Below are 16,174 nucleotides of genomic sequence, written 5' to 3' on the forward strand. Positions count from 1 at the left end.
AAACCCTTGATTTCTAAATTGAAGATACTTACTGAGCTTTTCCGGAAAGGGCTTGCTTTTATTCGCTTTGACGATTATAATTATATTGTGATTTTATAAGCAGACGCAGAAACAAGCTGCGACAGGAGTACCGACCATGAAGTATTTATCCATCACGCAAACCGCCGAACGCTGGGGCATCTCCACCCGCCGTATTCAGATTCTGTGCGGCGAGGGGCGCGTCCCCGGTGCTATTCGCATCGGCTCGGTCTGGGGGATTCCAGAGGACGCAGAGAAGCCAGCGGACGCGCGGATTAAAAACGGAAAGTACATCAAGAAGAAGCCCGCCGAAAACGAAAAATGAGCCGCCGTTTTGACGCAACTCCGACTCGAAATAATGGGGTGCATTCCACCCCAAGGGTGCGAATGGGCGCACTAAACCCTTGGTTTACAACACGTCCGAAATCGTCTATTCGACAGACTACGACAAGATTGGACGCAATTCAACAAATATTAGCCCTTCCGTGACAGGACAGGTCTTTTACGAGAATAGATTTGTGGAGGAACACACCATGCCAACACTGGAATGGATCGGAAAAAGTAAAGTCATCAATCACCATCAGGAAGTGCCGTTCCGGGTGTTGGAGCGCCAATACAGCTATGACGAGCAGGGCCAGCATGAAGAAGATAACGGCAGCGAAAATATGATTATCCGGGGCGATAATCTGGAGGCCCTGAAAACCCTGTTGCCCCGGTACGAGGGGCGCGTCAAGTGCATCTACATCGATCCGCCCTACAACACGGGCAACGAGGGCTGGGTCTACAACGATAATGTCAACGACCCAAAAATCAAGAAGTGGCTGGGCGAGGTTGTCGGCAAAGAGGGCGAGGATTTGACCCGCCATGACAAATGGCTATGCATGATGTACCCCCGGCTGAAGCTGCTGCAAAAGCTGTTGGCGGAGGATGGTTGCCTAATTATAAGCATCGGTTACCACGAACTATATAATCTTGTGAATCTTTTGCGAGAAATTTTTGGAACAAAGCAGGTTGTAACTGTTACGGTGCAAACCTCCGGCGGAAAACCATCTGGCGGGTTCAACTATGTACACGAGTATCTAATTTTTGTTGTGCCTACGGACTTTCATGCAAACGCGCTCGCTTTTTGCGGCGGAAATAGCAGGACCCCATTTGAGGGGCTTACGCTAAGTACATTTGACAAAACACAGCGTCCGAATCAGACATATCCAATTTTTATAGATGAAAATGGAGTGTTTGCCGGAGTTGGAAAATCATTACAAGAGCAAATTGATGATGGCTCATATACCGGTGAAAAAGCTGATTTTCCATATGACTACTCTATCGCTCCAAAAGGGACGGTTGCCGTTTGGCCTGTAACAGCAAAAGGCAAGCAGTGTGTCTGGCGGCAAATACCGGGGCGGTTGCGAGCAGATTGGGAAAAAGGGTACATAAAGATTTCAAAAAACAAGAGCGAAAGCAATGAGAACCAGTACAGTGTTCAGTATTTGCCGAGTGGAGTCATTAAGAAAATTAAAAACGGCGAATTGGAAGTTTTGGGGCATGAAGATGGTGTTCCAACCTTGCTCTTTGGAGAAAATCAGACCGTAGGCGGGCAGATCCCTACAATATGGGCTGAAAAGGCTTTTTTCACTGTTAATGGAACGCAGACACTTAAAGACATTTTTCCTGAATCGCCAAAAATGTTCAATTATCCAAAATCTGTCGCACTAATTGAAAGTGTAATTCAAGCAATAACGAAAGATACTGACATTATTCTTGACTCCTTCGCCGGTTCCGGCACCACCGCCCACGCCGTTCTGAATATGAACAAAGCCGATGGCGGACATCGCAAGTTCATCCTGATTGAGATGATGGACTACGCCGACAGCATCACCGCCGAGCGGGTCAAGCGTGTTATTCATGGCTATGGTGAGGGCAAGAACGCCGTAGAGGGCACGGGCGGCAATTTCAGCTTCTATGACTTGGGCGAACCGCTGCTTGTTGGCGATTGCTTGAATGAAGCGGTTGCCCCCGAAAAAATCCGCGAATACATCTGGTTCATGGAAACCAAAACGCCCTATGCCCCACTCAGCAGCGGCAATCCGTATTATCTGGGCAAGCACAACAGCACGGGTTACTACTTCTACTATGAGCCGCAGCGCGTGACGGTTTTGGACTATGCGTTTCTTGCCACCATCAAAGAAAAAGCCGATGGAACGGTCATTTATGCCGACCGCTGCTCCATCGGTGAGGACAAGCTGGCGCAGATGGGAATTACCTTTAAGAAGATTCCCCGCGACATCAGCAGACTGTAAAAAGGACGTGGGTTTATCATGGCTTTTACATACTATCTCCCAGATGAGAACGGAAACAAGGTTGAATACGGAACTTCCTCAAATGCAGTAATTATCATTGGTGCAAATGGGTCGGGAAAGAGTAAGTTGGGTGCATGGATTGAACAGCAAAACATGGAGGGGGTCCATCGTATTGGTGCACAAAGAAATCTGAATTTTCAAGAAAACATACCATTGAAGAGCTATTCTCAAGCGGAGGACTTCGTTTTCTATGGTACTGATGATAAATCCAGCCAGAGAGGCAAAAACCAACGATGGAATTGGGGAAAATCGTATACAACGAAATTGATGGACGATTTCAACAATGTATTAGCTGCACTAATTGCCTTAAAAAATAATGATAACGAAAAATTCGTAATCGAATGTAAAACCGCTCCTACCCGTGAAGAAAGACCAGATCCTCCGTTTACTGCAATAGATAAACTGATTCAAATATGGGATATGATATTTCCCCAAAGAACACTGCGAATTGAAGATGCAAAATTCTTAGCTATTTTAACTCGCGGCGAATCCGAGATTCAGTATAGCTCAAATCAAATGAGCGATGGAGAACGCGCCGTTCTATATTTAGCTGCACAAGTACTTTGCGTCCCCGCAAATAAAACGCTAATTATTGATGAGCCAGAGATACATTTACACCGTTCCATTATGAACAGATTATGGTCTGCTCTTGAAAGTTTTCGGCCTGATTGCCTGTTCATTTATATCACCCATGATACGCAATTCGCTGCGGCACATGGACAGTCAGATAAAATTTGGATCAAAGATTTTGATGGAACTCATTGGAAGCTTGAAAAGCTGGAAGATAGCGAGCTCCCGGAAGAATTACTCTTTGACATATTAGGCAGTCGAAAAAATGTGCTGTTTGTTGAGGGCGAAAAAAACAGCTATGACACTCAGCTATATAGCATTCTGTATCCGAACTACTATGTAATTGCCTGTGGTAGCTGTACACAGGTTATTTCGAGAACAAAGGCTTTCCGAAATAGTCCTTCACTGCATCACTGTCAAGTGTATGGTCTTATCGACCGGGATTACCGCTCCGATTATGAGATCGAAAAATATAAAGATGACGGGATTTATACACTCAAAGTCGCAGAGGTGGAAAATCTGTTTTTGGTAGAGAAATTGATACGCCTGATAGCAGATCATCTTGGGCAAGCGCCTGATGATAGCTTTGCCAAAGTAAAAGGGTACATTATCCATACTCGCTTTGCCTCTCAAATTGATCGGCAAATTTGCCAAAGCGTAGTTGCGCATTTGAAGTATAAGTTAACCGCTATTGAGTTGTCAAAAAAGAATGATGACGAAGCAAGAAACAGCTTAAATGCTGCATTGCAGAATATTGACTACGAGAAAACAAAAGCAGAGGAGGAGTCAAAATTCAACGGAGCATTATGTGAAGATGACTATGCCAAAGTACTTGGTGTATTCAACGAAAAGGGCTTAATAAGCTCCGTTGGGCATTTTCTCGGATTGGTAGATAAGGAGTACTGTAAAACTGTACTGGCGCTTCTCAATGGAAAAATGCGCGATGCAATTTCAAACGCTATTTCGGCTTATTTGCCTCCGGAAATTCCAAGATAAAGAGGTATGCTCTATGGAACTGAAATCTTATCAGAAAAAGGTCATAGCGGACTTGACCCGCTATTTGGAACTGCTGAATGAAACCAAGAATTATGAAGCGGCGTTCCGCTTCTTCTGGCAGGAAAAAAGCGCGCCCACATTGGGGTACTATCAGGATATTCTGCCCGGTGTCCCCAACCTCTGCTTCAAGGTGCCCACAGGCGGCGGCAAGACCTTTATTGCCTGCAACGCCATTCGTCCCATTTTTGACGCGCTGCCAGTTACCAAGACAAAGGCGGTGGTATGGCTCGTTCCCTCAGACGCAATCCTTGCGCAGACGTTGAAAGCCCTCAAAGACACACAGCATCCCTACCGTCAGAAAATTGATGTGGATTTTGGCGGGCGCGTGGAGGTATACACCAAGCAGGAGCTTTTGAACGGGCAGAACTTCAATCCCACTGCCGTCACCGAACAGCTTTCCATCATGGTGCTGTCCTATGATTCTTTCCGTGGGCGCGGCAAGGAGGGCTTGAAAGCCTATCAGGAGAACAGCAATCTTGCGGAGTTCGCCAAGGTGCTTGGCAAGCCCGACAGCCCCATTGAAAAGGCGGACGAAACCGCCCTGTTCCAGATTATCAATCAGCTTAACCCGCTTGTCATTGTGGACGAGAGCCACCACGCCCGGTCTGATCTCAGCCTTGAAATGCTGGAGAACTTCAATCCCTGCTTTGTTCTGGATTTGACCGCTACCCCGAAAAAGGAGAGCAACATTATCTCCTATGTGGACGCGGTTCAGTTAAAGACGGAAAACATGGTCAAGCTGCCCGTGATTGTTTACAACCGGGACAGCCAAACCGATGTGCTGATTGACGCGATCGATCTGCGAAATAAGCTGGAAGAACTCGCCTGTGCGGAATATACAAAAACAGGCAAGTATATTCGCCCCATCGCTCTGTTCCAGGCGCAGCCGAAAGGCAAGGAGGACGCTACCACTTTTGAAAAGCTGCGGGACAAGCTGGTGGACGCTGGCATCCCGGCAGAGCAGATTGCCATTCGCACGGCTGATGTGAACGAACTGAAAAATGTGGATTTGATGTCTTCCGATTGCCCTGTTCGCTATATTATCACGGTCAATGCACTGAAAGAGGGCTGGGATTGTCCCTTTGCCTATATTCTTGCCTCCCTTGCCAACAAGACCAGCCAGGTGGATGTGGAGCAGATTTTGGGGCGCATCCTCCGTCTGCCCCATACACGCCAGCACACACAATCGGCTTTGAATATGTCCTATGTGCTGACTTCCTCCAACGATTTTAACACTACCGTGCAGCACATCATCAAGGGATTGAACAGTGCAGGATTCAGCGACAAGGATTATCGTCTGGCTGAACCTGTGAAGCCCCAGGTCTCGGAGCAGCCCCCAGTGCAGATCGACATTACCGAACTGCAAGGAGTTTCCGATACGGAAGCCCCTTTGGAGACGGAACAGGACGATTTTGCAGGGCTGGATGGGAAATCCATCGGGGCAGAACTGGAACGCCGCCGGGAACAGGAAAAATCCGCAGAAATCACCCCGAAAGCCGACAGTATGCTGGATGATGCCAATAAAGCCGGTGAAGCGTACAACAACGCCGTAAAACAGGGGAAGGATGATCCGCAGATTCAAAATCTTCCTTGGGAGGTGCGGGAACAAGTGGCTACTTTCCGTGTTCGTCCCCAATTCCAGAGTGACCTTGAAACGATCATGATCCCGCAGTTTTTCCAAGTGATCCCCGATACCCTGTTTACGGAAGGTACGCTGGAACTGCTGGAAAAAGAACAGCTCGCCGAAGGCTTCACGCTGAAAGGAAAGGCATACGACATTGATTTTGGCGCTGCCGATGATGAGATTGCAGAGGTCGATGTGCGGGCAAACGAGGGCGGCTTGCCCAAGGTGTTCAAAATGACCAGCGCAGAACAGCGGTATTTCAAGGAATATTTCAACAGTCTGCCGCCGGAGAGCCGTGTGCGCCAGTGCAAGGATATGATGTTCAATCAGCTTAATAAGCTGAACATGGTGGACGCCGCCGAACTGAAATCCTACATAAACCGCATCGTGGACGATATGGACAAGGCACAGATCGCCGCTATGGAGAAGGCTCCGCTGGGATATGCCAAGAAAATCAAGGAAAAGATTGAATCCCTGCTGGACGCGCATTATCGGGAAGCCTTTGCAAAATGGCTGGAAACCGAACGCATCGTATGCCAGCCGTCCTATCGGCTGCCGTCAGTTATTCATCCCACGACCAGCACAGACATATACGGCGGTTCTTTGTATGAAGCCGAGGATGGCAACATCAACAAGCTGGAACAGGATTTGATCATGGAGCTGACCGCCCTTCCGAACATTCGCTGGTGGCACCGCAATCTCTCCCGGCATGGCTTTGCCATCAACGGCTATATCAAGCACTACCCGGACATTATGATTATGACCCAGAGCGGCAAGGTAATCTTTGCAGAAACCAAGGGCGAGCATCTGAAAAACGATGACAGCCGGGAAAAGATTGAATTGGGACGCGCGTGGCGGACTGCCGCCGGGAGCCAGTACCGTTATTACATGGTGTTCAGGGATGGAGAAAATCTCCTGCCGGGAGCTGTCAGCATGAGCCAGTTTGTGGAGACGATAAAGGCACTGTAAGTGTAAAAATTCATACGGATTCAGGCAGCAGGAGTGATTCTGCTGCCTTTTTCTTTGGATGGCTATTCCGCTGGCTATGGTCTGCGGATTGTCATAATTTTCAAAAAGGAGCGTGGTAGTAATGAAATTGGAAACCGTTCAAAGGAGGTGGTGCGCCGATGCAAAGCAGAAAACGCAGACGGATTCTGATGCAGGAGGCGGAATATGGCAAAACCGCTTGACCCCAAAGCGATAGAGGCAGAGCGGCAAACCAGCAGCCGAGCTGAACGCCGGGAACAGAAACGCAGCCAGATGCAGGACGAGATTTCTTATAACCAGCGTGGAAATGGTGTTATTATTATTCCACCGCAGAAACGGCGGGAACTTGCAGATGAGCCGCCCAAACTCCGTGTTGCGGCGTATTGCCGCGTCAGCACACAGGAGGAACAGCAGGTCGGCAGCTTTGATATGCAGATTCACCATTTTACCAAGAGGATTGAGGCAAATCCGCAATGGGAGCTGGTTGAGATTTATCAAGACGAGGGCATCAGCGCAACTACCGTTGAAAAACGTCTTGGCTTTCAGAAAATGATTGCCGACGCAGTTGACGGGAAGATTGACCTGATTCTCACCAAAAGCATCAGTCGTTTTGGTAGAAATATCGTGGATATTCTGGACAATCTGCGAACGCTTTCTGCGCTGAACCCGCCCGTTTCCGTTGAGTTTGAGACAGAAGGAATCACCTATACCGGCGATGGGCGGAATAATCTGCTGATCTCATTGCTGGCAGCCTTGGCTGAAATGGAGTCCCAGCAAAAGAGCGAGGCAATTAAGGCTGGTATCCGCTGGCGCATGGCGGAGGGCATCTACAAGTTCTCCGTTCAGAACACGCTTGGCTTCTATCGTGATCATTTCGGGCGGCTTGTCATTGAGCCGACCGAGGCAAGAATTGTTGAGTACATCTATGAAAGCTGCTTGGAGGGCGCAACACCAGCGGAAATAGCCGCTGCCCTGACAGAGCAGGGAATCAAATCTCCCATGGGAAATGATCTCTGGTCTGCCGGTACTGTCCGCAGCATCCTCCGAAATGAGAAATACTGCGGTGATGCCTTGATGCAGAAAACTTATACCAAAGATTTCCGCACACATAAATCAGTGAAAAACACTGATCTGAATATGTATTTCAAGGAAAATCACCATACAGCTATTGTTAAAAAAGAGGATTGGATAAAGGTACAAAAACTGCTGTCGGAGCGGCACAGCACGGCAAAACGGGCTACATTGCGCCGTCTAAGCAATCACTTTGTCGCATACCGCGTGAAAGATGGTCTTTTCAAGGGCTATCTGATCATGGACTCCCGATGGTCTTTTATGGAACGTCAGGAGTTTATGAAAATCGTGGATGAGGCGCAAAACACAATGAAATGAAAGGATTTTTACTATGAACTTTGATTTTTCCGCTTTGAACTTTGAAACCATTGATTCCAACATCAACGCCTACCCTGATATGTTCCTGAACCAGAATGGCGTGACCTTCACCAAGAAGGTGCTTGAGGACTTGGGTTATCCCGCCTATGTCCTGTGCCTAATGGATGCAAAGGCGAAGGTGTTTGCGATCCGTATGTGCAAGAGCAACGAGCCGAAGGGATTTAAGTTCTCCAAGCCGAAGGGAGAACAGAAGGGTGTCGTAACAATTTCCAACAAGAACCTGCTTGACCCACTGCGGGCTGTTACGGGTGAGGACTATATTCCCGGAAAGCGGTATAGGGTGCGTGGCTTCTGGGTTGCTGACGCAAAAACCATGTGTTTTGATCTGAACGAAGGTGTTCAGGAAGATTTTCGCCCTGTTACGCCGAGCAATGACGCAGAATAACCCCTGATACTCAGGGAGAAAAGGGAGAGCCAAAGAGCGGCGGCAAGCCACCTGAGCGAGAAAGCCACCTCTCCCTTTTCTCCCTCGCTGCGGCTATGGAAACCGTGGAAAACCGAAAAAACGGGTTACATACCGTTCCCACAGCCTGCGCTCACCCTCTTTTTTCTTTCTGGATTTCTCCCTATACAGAGAAAGTGTTCATTTTTGTTCCGAGAACGTACAGTTACCGTGATAGGTAGAGCACAGTATGTCAACACGGCATAGAAAAACAAATGGCACACAGGAGGGATTATCCTCCAAAAAAAGCCCCGAGACGCAACAAAAAGAAGCCCAGCACGCGCCGTTTGACGTGATGCTGGGCTTCTTCTCATTACAGCGATTTCAGCGGGTAAAACAATGCTCTGTTCGCAAGAAGCACTTTCGCATTTTGCCAAATGGTGTAAAAATGCTCTATGCCGTAAAATTCCACATCCAAACGCGTACCGTATACGCTCTGCCGTGCTTTGCTTTCTGATGTGCTTTTTTCATGCAGGGAGAAAGGATTTCACTGTTCTCACTATCTCCGGTTTTAATAAGGCATTTTTACTGCCTCACAGTGACTTTACTCAGCAATTAAGCCGAAATGCCGCAGAGCATCCTTAATTGCCTCGACCTTTTCAGGCGGGCATGGATGATACTCATGCTTCCTCTGCTCCACAGCGTTCGGCGCTTTGTGCATATCCAATCCGACCATGCGCTTGACCTCTGCAATATATGCAGTATGGACTTTGAAGCCGTACTTTTCCTGCACATATTCCTGAATACGCTTATAGGTCGGATGCTCCTTGACCTCGCCGGTTTCCACTTCCATTCTGACTTCAACCGTCAGTGGATTTGTTTCCCGTGACAAGAGGACCACCGTCTCCACATGGGCGGTGCGGGGGAACAGGTCCGCCGCTGCCGCCCGAGTGAGTTTGTAGCCATGCTGGGCAAAGCGCTTCACGTCCCGGCCCAGTGTGCCCGGATCGCAGGAGACGTATACCACCCGCTTGGGGGCCATGGCGGCGATGGTGTCCACCACGTCCTCCGCCAGTCCCTTCCGGGGCGGGTCTACGCACACCACGGCGGGGCGTATGCCCTCCGTGGCCAGCCGGCGGGCGGCCTCCCCTGCGTCGCCGCAGAGGAACCGGGCGTTGGTCACCCCGTTCCGCCGGGCGTTTTCCACCGCGTCGTCCACCGCCTGGGGGACCACCTCGGCGCCCCACACCATGCCAGCCTGCCGGGCCAGCACCAGAGAAATGGTGCCGATGCCGCAGTACAGGTCCAGGGCGGTGTCCTCCTTGGTGAGCTGGGCGAACTCCAGGGCCTTGCTGTACAGCACCTCCGCCTGGTCGGGGTTGACCTGGTAGAAGGAGGGTACCGAGAGTTGAAAGGTATAACCGCACAGCTGGTCGGACAGGAAGTCCTGTCCCCACAGGGTGCGGTAGTGCTCCCCTAGGATCACATTGCTGTGGCTCTCATTGACCCCCAGCACCACGCCGATGAGGTTGGGCTCTACGGAGCGGAGGGCGGACACCAGTTCATGCTCCCTGGGGATCCCCCTGCCGTTGACCAGCAGGCAGCACAGGCTCTCCCCACGGCGATTGGTGCGCACATAAAGGTGACGCACCAGCCCCAGGCGGCTCTTTTCGTCGTAGGCGGGGATGCTCCATGCGGTCATCCACTCCTTCACCGCCTGCCGCAGCCGGGCGGCGGCCTCACTTTGGAGCAGGCAGTCGGGTACGTCCACCACCTTGTGGGTGCGCAGCTGGTAAAAGCCGATGCGGGGACCCCGGGACACGGGGAACTGGGCCTTGTTCCGGTAGCGCTCCACCTTGGGAGAGCCAAGCACCGGGGGCAGGTCCAGATTCTCCACCCCGCCCAGCCGGGTCAGGGCGTCATATACCCGAGCATGCTTGGCCTCCAGCTCCTGGGCGTAGTCCATATGCCGGAACTGGCAGCCTCCGCACCGGGCATAGTGGGGGCAATCGGGGGCGACACGGGAGGGAGAGGGCGTAATGACCTCCACCACCTTGCCCCACAGGGCGCTGCGGCCCACGTGGGTGAGGCGCACATCGCATACCTCACCCCGGATGCCGCCCTGGACAAAGACCACCATGCCGTCCAGACGGGCCACGCCGGAGCCGTCGCTGGCGTAGCCCTCGATGGTCAGACGGTGGATTTGCTGTTCAGCGGGCTTAACCACGCAGGCTCACATCCTTCATACTGTCGTAGGACAGGGTGACTTCCACCGGGCTGTGGAGGCCGGGCAGGTCGTTGCCCTGGATCCAGAAGGTATATCCATCCTGGGTGAGGCAGAAGTTCTCCGGCTGATAAACGGCGATGAGCTGGGCCTCGGTAAACTGACCGGCCACGATCTCATCCTGCTTCAGGAAGGCGGCCACCACCCGGTCCTGGACCTTGTCGGCGTCGGAGAACAGGTCGGCGAAGCCCAGCTTGATGCCGGTCTGGGCGTCAAACTGCTCGGCCACCGTAAAGGTGCTGGGGTAAGGCATGCCGCCGGTGACGTTCCAGGTCCGGCGGATGCTGTACACCATGCTGTCGGCGTAGGTCACCTCATAGTTCATCTTTTCCGCCGTGGCGGTAAAGGTATAGCCGGCGGCCTTGGACACCTCATAGTCGGAGACGGCGGTCTCGTAGTTGTCCTCCGCACCGGTGAGCAGGGCGGAGCCCTCCTTCTTGTACCAGTCGTTGATGGCGGTGCCGGCGGGGCAGGCGTCGGTATTCTGTACCATGGGCAGGATGTACTCCACCGACAGCACTGTGGTGCCGTCCCCGGCGGTAAAGGTGCGGGCAAAGGTCTGCTCGGTCCACACGGGCAGTTCGACGGGGGTGGGGGTGGGAGTAGGCTCCGCAGAGGGGGTAGGCTCAGCGGAGGGCGTGGGCTCGGCAGAAGGGGAGCCGGACGGCGTCGGGTCATTCTTGGAGCAGGCGCTGAGACTGAGGATCAGCAGCCCGGCCAACAGCCCGGCCAGTATACGCTTTTTCATACAAAACTCCTTTTCATGGGGCGGAATGGAAGGCCGGAGCATACCCGGCCTGTGTCTCCATTTTAACATCGGACAGCCAGGCCGTAAATGGAAAAACGGAAATTGTAAGGATTTGTGATGATTTGTTCCCCTTCAGACCCATAAAAAGGCCCCCGGCGCACAAGCGCCGGGGGCGTTGTTTCGTTCCGTCAGGAGCCGGCCACACGGCCCAGCTGAATGGCGGGATTGCGCTTTTTGGCCAGGTCCAGCACGGCCTGGGCGTCCTTCGCCGAGAAGACGAACAGGCGGGTGGCCACGTCCTTGCCGATATGGAGGGCCACGTCAGGCATAGCCCGCTTCCGGTCCACATGGATGGTAGTGACCTCCTCCCACCGCCACAGGTTGTGGGAGACCTTGCCGAACAGGGTGTACTGAATGTCCACACCTTCATCGGAGACCAGGTGCTCCTTGCTGAAGAAGCAGGCCAGAATTACCAGCAGGCCGATGGGCACATAGAGGTACTGCTGCAGTATGATCTCATAGACCACAATGCCCGCCGCCAGGATGGCGGCAACTGGTTTGACCCACTTGGCCCGGGCCTTCTGGATTCCTTTGATGGGCATGGTTCACACCTTCTTTGCCGGGATAGGATTACTTGTTCTGCTGGGCGCGGATCTGGGCCAGAGCGGCCATGGCCTTCTCGTGAGCCTCGGGAGGCGCGCCGGCAGGGCCGTTGCCCTTCTTGAGATGACGGAAAATAGTAGTACGGGAGCCGTCGGCGTAGAGCAGGTTGGCACCGTAGCTGACCGTCACCAGGGCCAGGATGGGGTTGATGATGTTCATGAAGCAGTAGGGCAGGTAAGACAGGGTGGGCACGCCCAGAGTGGCGGTGTGGTAGGCGCCACAGGAGGACCAGGGCACCAGGGGGGACCACAGGGTGCCGCTGTCTTCCAGCGTACGGGACAGCATGTTGCGGCCCAGGCCCATCTCATCGTACTTATCCTTGTACATGGAGGCGGGGATGATGAGGCCGATGTACTGGTCGCACATGGTGGTGATGCAGAACACGGAGGTGACCATGGTCACCAGAACCAGCTGGAAGGGAGTCTTGACCTTCTTAATCAGGCCGCCCAGCACGGACTCCACGGCGCCGATCTTCTGGAGGATGCCGCCGAAGGCCACAGCTACGATAACCAGGTTATTGGTCCACAGCATGCTGTCCATGCCGCCCTTGTTCAGCAGGGTGTCGCACAGCTCGTTGCCGGTCTCGGCGGAGTAGCCGTAGTGGAGCATGCTGATGCAGTCGGACAGGCCGGCGCCCTGGAACACCACGGCAAAGACGCAGCCCACCAGGGAGATCAGGATAACGGCGGGCAGAGCGGGCATCTTAGCTACAGACACCACCACGATGAGCAGGATGGGCAGCAGCAGGATGGGGCTCATGAAGGCGTAGTGGTCCACGATGGCCTGGGACAGGTCGGTAGCCACCTGGGGATCGTAGCCGGAGGAGCCCTGCAGGCCGATGATGGTGTAGATGATGATGGCCAGGACCAGGCTGGGGAAGGTGGTGGTCACCATGGCCTTCACGTGGTCAAACAGGCCGGTCTGGGCCGCGGCGGCGGCCAGGTTGGTGGAGTCGGACAGGGGGGAGAATTTATCGCCGCAGCAGGCGCCGGACAGGATCATGCCGGCGGTGAGGGCGGGATTGATGCCCATGGTCTCACCGATGGCCATGAAGGCGATGCCCAGGGTGGCGGACACGGTCCAGGCGGAACCCAGGGAGATAGCCACGATGGCGCAGAGGATGCAGGCGATGGGCAGGAACAGCTGGGGAGTCAGAGTTTTCAGACCATAGAACACAACTGCGGGAATGGTGCCGGACCACTCGAAGGAGCCGATCAAGCATCCCACACACAAAATGATGATGATGGCTTCCAGAGACTGGCTGACGGCGTCCAAAGCGCCCTTGAGCATGTCGGCGTAAGAGTAGCCGCACAGCTTGCCCACGATCATGGCTACGCAGCAGGCCAGCAGCACGGGGATATGGGGATCATTGCCCCAGCCGAAGACGTAGTTGGAGATCATGATAGCCAGCAGAAACACGATGGGGAGCAGCGCTTCTACCTTGCTGGGCAGCCTCACTGCCCGGGTCTTTTCTTCTGTCATTTTGAGACACACCTCTCCTATGCTTTTGTTGGGGAAGAGCCGTTTTGCGCCTCGTCACCTCCTCGGCCTGGCGGCCACACACAGTGCTCCCATTCTAGCGCATGGCGTGGAAAAAGGCAAGCCATTTTTTGTATAAAATGCGCAGAGAGGACACCTGACGCGGTTTGTTTTTCACGAATAATACAATAAAGTTGGAGAAAGTTAAAAAATTATCAAATTTGCTCACGGGAATTGGGAAATTATGCAAAGAAAAATTTTTTGACCTCACACGAAAAAAGACCGCCCACAGGCGGTCTTTTTTGCGTTATTCAGTCTTTTCTTCCGGTTTTTCCGGCGGAGCCTGTCCGTCTCCCAGCGGGATGGCGGGGCCGGACTCCTCCTGATGGGGAGCGGGAGCCTCTCGACGGGGCCGGGGTTCCTTCTTCTCCTGCTCAGGGTCGGGGTAGTTGTCCGCCAGAGCGGGATCGCGTCCCTCCAGGATGGCTACCATCTCGGCGCCGGTGATGGTCTCCTTCTCCAGCAGATAGGCCACCACCTTGTCCATGTCCTCCCGGTTCTCCCGGATGACCTGGACGGCCTGGTTATAGCACTGAGTGAGCAGCTCCTTCACCGCCTGGTCCACCGCAGCGGCGGTGTCCTGGGCGCAGTCCATGCCGTAGCCGCCATCCAGGTACTGGTTGCGGCGGGAGGCCAGGGCCATCATGCCGAACTGATCGCTCATGCCGTAGAGGACTACCATGCTCCGGGCCACACTGGTGGCGTCCTGGATGTCCTGAGCCGCGCCGTTGGTCATGGTGTTGAGCACCACTTCCTCGGCGGCACGGCCGCCCATGGAGACACAGATCTTGGCCAGCAGCTCGTCCTTGGTGCGCAGGTCGGTCTTGTCCTCCTCGGGCATCAGCAGGGTGTAGCCCAGAGAGCCCTGGGTGTGAGGCACGATGGTGATCTTCTGCACCGGCTCGGTGTTCTTCTGCTTGTAAGCCACCATGGCGTGACCCACCTCGTGGTAGGCCACCAGCTTTTTCTCAAACTCGGTGAGGACGCTGCCCTTTTTCTCCGAGCCGGCGATGACCAGCTCGAAGGATACCAGCAGGTCCTCCTGATTGACCGCCTTGCGGCCCAGACGCACCGCCCGCAGGGCGGCTTCGTTCACCAGGTTGGCAAGGTCGGCGCCTACGGTACCGGCGGTGGCAATGGCGATCTTCTTCAGATCCACGTCCTCCGCCAGGCGGATGTTTCGGGTGTGAACCTGCAGGGTAGCCAGACGGCCGGCCAGGTTGGGCCGGTCCACGATGATCCGGCGGTCGAACCGGCCGGGCCGCAGCAGAGCCTGGTCCAGCACCTCGGGCCGGTTGGTGGCGGCCAGCAGGATAACGCCCTTGGTGGGGTCGAAGCCGTCCATCTCGGCCAGCAGCTGGTTCAGGGTCTGCTCCCGTTCGTCGTTGCCGCCCATGCGGTTGTCACGGGACTTGCCGATGGTGTCGATCTCGTCGATGAACACGATACAGGGGGCCATCTTGTTGGCCTCCTTGAACAGGTCACGGACACGGGCGGCGCCCATGCCTACGAACATCTCCACAAAGTCGGAGCCGGAGATGGAGAAGAAGGGCACGTTGGCCTCGCCGGCCACGGCCTTGGCCAGCAGGGTCTTACCGGTACCCGGAGGGCCCACCAGCAGGGCGCCCTTGGGCAGCTTGGCGCCGATCTCGGTGTATTTTTGGGGATTGTGCAGGAAGTCGATGATCTCTACCAGGGACTCCTTGGCCTCGTCCTGACCGGCCACGTCCTTAAAGGTGACGCCGGTCTTTTTCTCCACATAGACCTTGGCGTTGGACTTGCCCAGGTTGCCGATGCCGCCGCCCATCTTGCCCGCCATGCCGCGGAACAGGAAGGAGAACAGAGCCACCATAATGATGACAGGCAGCACATAGGAGATGAGCAGGGAGATGACGGGAGAGAGCTGCTCCACATACTCCGGACCATATTTGACGCCGTGGGCATCCAGCAGGGCCAGAAGGTCATCGTCCCGCAGACCCACCTGGGAGACGGGGGCGCAGAAGTAGGTGACCGGCTTCTCGCTGCTGCCCCAGCTCTCCAGCGGGGGCAGGCCCAGGGAGCTGCCCGGCTCCTTCCCGCTGTCGCTCTGCGATTGATCGGTGCCGGACGTTACCACGTTGCCGTCTTTGTCCAGCGTGACGCCATCCTTCAGAGTAAGGGTGTACTTGCTGGACTCCATCAGCACGCCTTCCACCACATCCTGCTCCACCAGGCTGCGGAACTGGCTGTAGGTGATCTCCACCGAATTGGCGGAGCGGGCCATGGAGGTGGCGTAGTTCACCAGTACGGTGAGTACCAGGGCCCACAAAATGATGGAAACGATGGCGGTGATATTGCGTCGGTTTCCACCGCCGCCCTTTCCCCGGTTGTTGTTCTGATTATCAGGGTTCAAATTAAAGTTCCTCCTCCAAACTGGAGATGATTCTTTTTGCAAAGTAATTATAGTTATAGCACAGCCCACCCGAAAAAACAAGAAAGCAGGGCGGGAAACCTGTAA

General features: G+C 54.0%; 12 protein-coding genes. 7 read left to right on the forward strand and 5 right to left on the reverse strand.

What is annotated here, in order from left to right; all coding sequences use genetic code 11:
- The first annotated feature begins 136 nt into the window (after nt 1–136).
- The 7 genes from ACTNB1_RS07775 (at nt 137) to ACTNB1_RS07805 (ending at nt 8,960) form a co-directional block, all read left to right on the forward strand.
- Nucleotides 137–343 carry a DNA-binding protein gene (locus tag ACTNB1_RS07775; RefSeq protein ID WP_320864358.1) on the forward strand — a complete coding sequence of 69 codons (207 nt, stop codon included), beginning with the start codon at nt 137–139 and terminating at the stop codon, nt 341–343.
- Nucleotides 344–551: 208 nt separating this feature from the next.
- Nucleotides 552–2,315 (forward strand): site-specific DNA-methyltransferase, encoded by a 1,764-nt coding sequence (locus ACTNB1_RS07780; protein WP_441168685.1) that lies wholly within the window; start codon nt 552–554, stop codon nt 2,313–2,315.
- A gap of 18 nt (nt 2,316–2,333) precedes the next feature.
- On the forward strand, nt 2,334–3,941 hold the full coding sequence (locus ACTNB1_RS07785) for a DUF4435 domain-containing protein (protein WP_441168686.1): 1,608 nt from the start codon (nt 2,334–2,336) through the stop codon (nt 3,939–3,941).
- Nucleotides 3,874–6,594 carry a DEAD/DEAH box helicase gene (locus tag ACTNB1_RS07790; RefSeq protein WP_441168687.1) on the forward strand — a complete coding sequence of 907 codons (2,721 nt, stop codon included), beginning with the start codon at nt 3,874–3,876 and terminating at the stop codon, nt 6,592–6,594. The genes ACTNB1_RS07785 and ACTNB1_RS07790 overlap by 68 nt, the downstream gene beginning before the upstream one ends.
- Nucleotides 6,595–6,798: 204 nt before the next feature.
- The gene (locus ACTNB1_RS07795) at nt 6,799–8,001 is read left to right on the forward strand and encodes a recombinase family protein (RefSeq protein ID WP_441168688.1); all 1,203 of its coding nucleotides are present in this window, start codon (nt 6,799–6,801) and stop codon (nt 7,999–8,001) included.
- Between the two features lie 13 nt (nt 8,002–8,014).
- The gene (locus ACTNB1_RS07800) at nt 8,015–8,446 is read left to right on the forward strand and encodes a hypothetical protein (protein WP_235371084.1); all 432 of its coding nucleotides are present in this window, start codon (nt 8,015–8,017) and stop codon (nt 8,444–8,446) included.
- Nucleotides 8,447–8,693: 247 nt separating this feature from the next.
- Entirely contained in the window at nt 8,694–8,960 is a 267-nt protein-coding gene (locus ACTNB1_RS07805; protein WP_441168689.1) for a hypothetical protein, read from the forward strand.
- Nucleotides 8,961–9,047: 87 nt separating this feature from the next.
- On the opposite strand, the gene rlmD is transcribed toward ACTNB1_RS07805, so the two are convergent.
- From rlmD to ftsH, 5 genes are all read right to left on the reverse strand, one after another.
- Nucleotides 9,048–10,670 carry a 23S rRNA (uracil(1939)-C(5))-methyltransferase RlmD gene (gene rlmD / locus ACTNB1_RS07810; protein ID WP_441168690.1) on the reverse strand — a complete coding sequence of 541 codons (1,623 nt, stop codon included), beginning with the start codon at nt 10,668–10,670 and terminating at the stop codon, nt 9,048–9,050.
- Nucleotides 10,663–11,475, reverse strand: a complete 813-nt coding sequence (locus ACTNB1_RS07815; protein WP_441168691.1) for a hypothetical protein — start codon at nt 11,473–11,475, stop codon at nt 10,663–10,665. The genes rlmD and ACTNB1_RS07815 overlap by 8 nt, the downstream gene beginning before the upstream one ends.
- Before the next feature lie 188 nt (nt 11,476–11,663).
- Nucleotides 11,664–12,077, reverse strand: a complete 414-nt coding sequence (locus ACTNB1_RS07820) for a hypothetical protein (RefSeq protein ID WP_441168692.1) — start codon at nt 12,075–12,077, stop codon at nt 11,664–11,666.
- A gap of 28 nt (nt 12,078–12,105) precedes the next feature.
- On the reverse strand, nt 12,106–13,620 hold the full coding sequence (nhaC, locus tag ACTNB1_RS07825; protein ID WP_441168693.1) for a Na+/H+ antiporter NhaC: 1,515 nt from the start codon (nt 13,618–13,620) through the stop codon (nt 12,106–12,108).
- 304 nt (nt 13,621–13,924) lie between these two features.
- Nucleotides 13,925–16,069 carry an ATP-dependent zinc metalloprotease FtsH gene (gene ftsH / locus ACTNB1_RS07830; RefSeq protein ID WP_441168694.1) on the reverse strand — a complete coding sequence of 715 codons (2,145 nt, stop codon included), beginning with the start codon at nt 16,067–16,069 and terminating at the stop codon, nt 13,925–13,927.
- Between the last annotated feature and the right edge of the window lie 105 nt (nt 16,070–16,174).

The organism is Flavonifractor sp. HCP28S3_F3 (assembly GCF_052065355.1).
Classification (GTDB): domain Bacteria; phylum Bacillota; class Clostridia; order Oscillospirales; family Oscillospiraceae; genus Flavonifractor.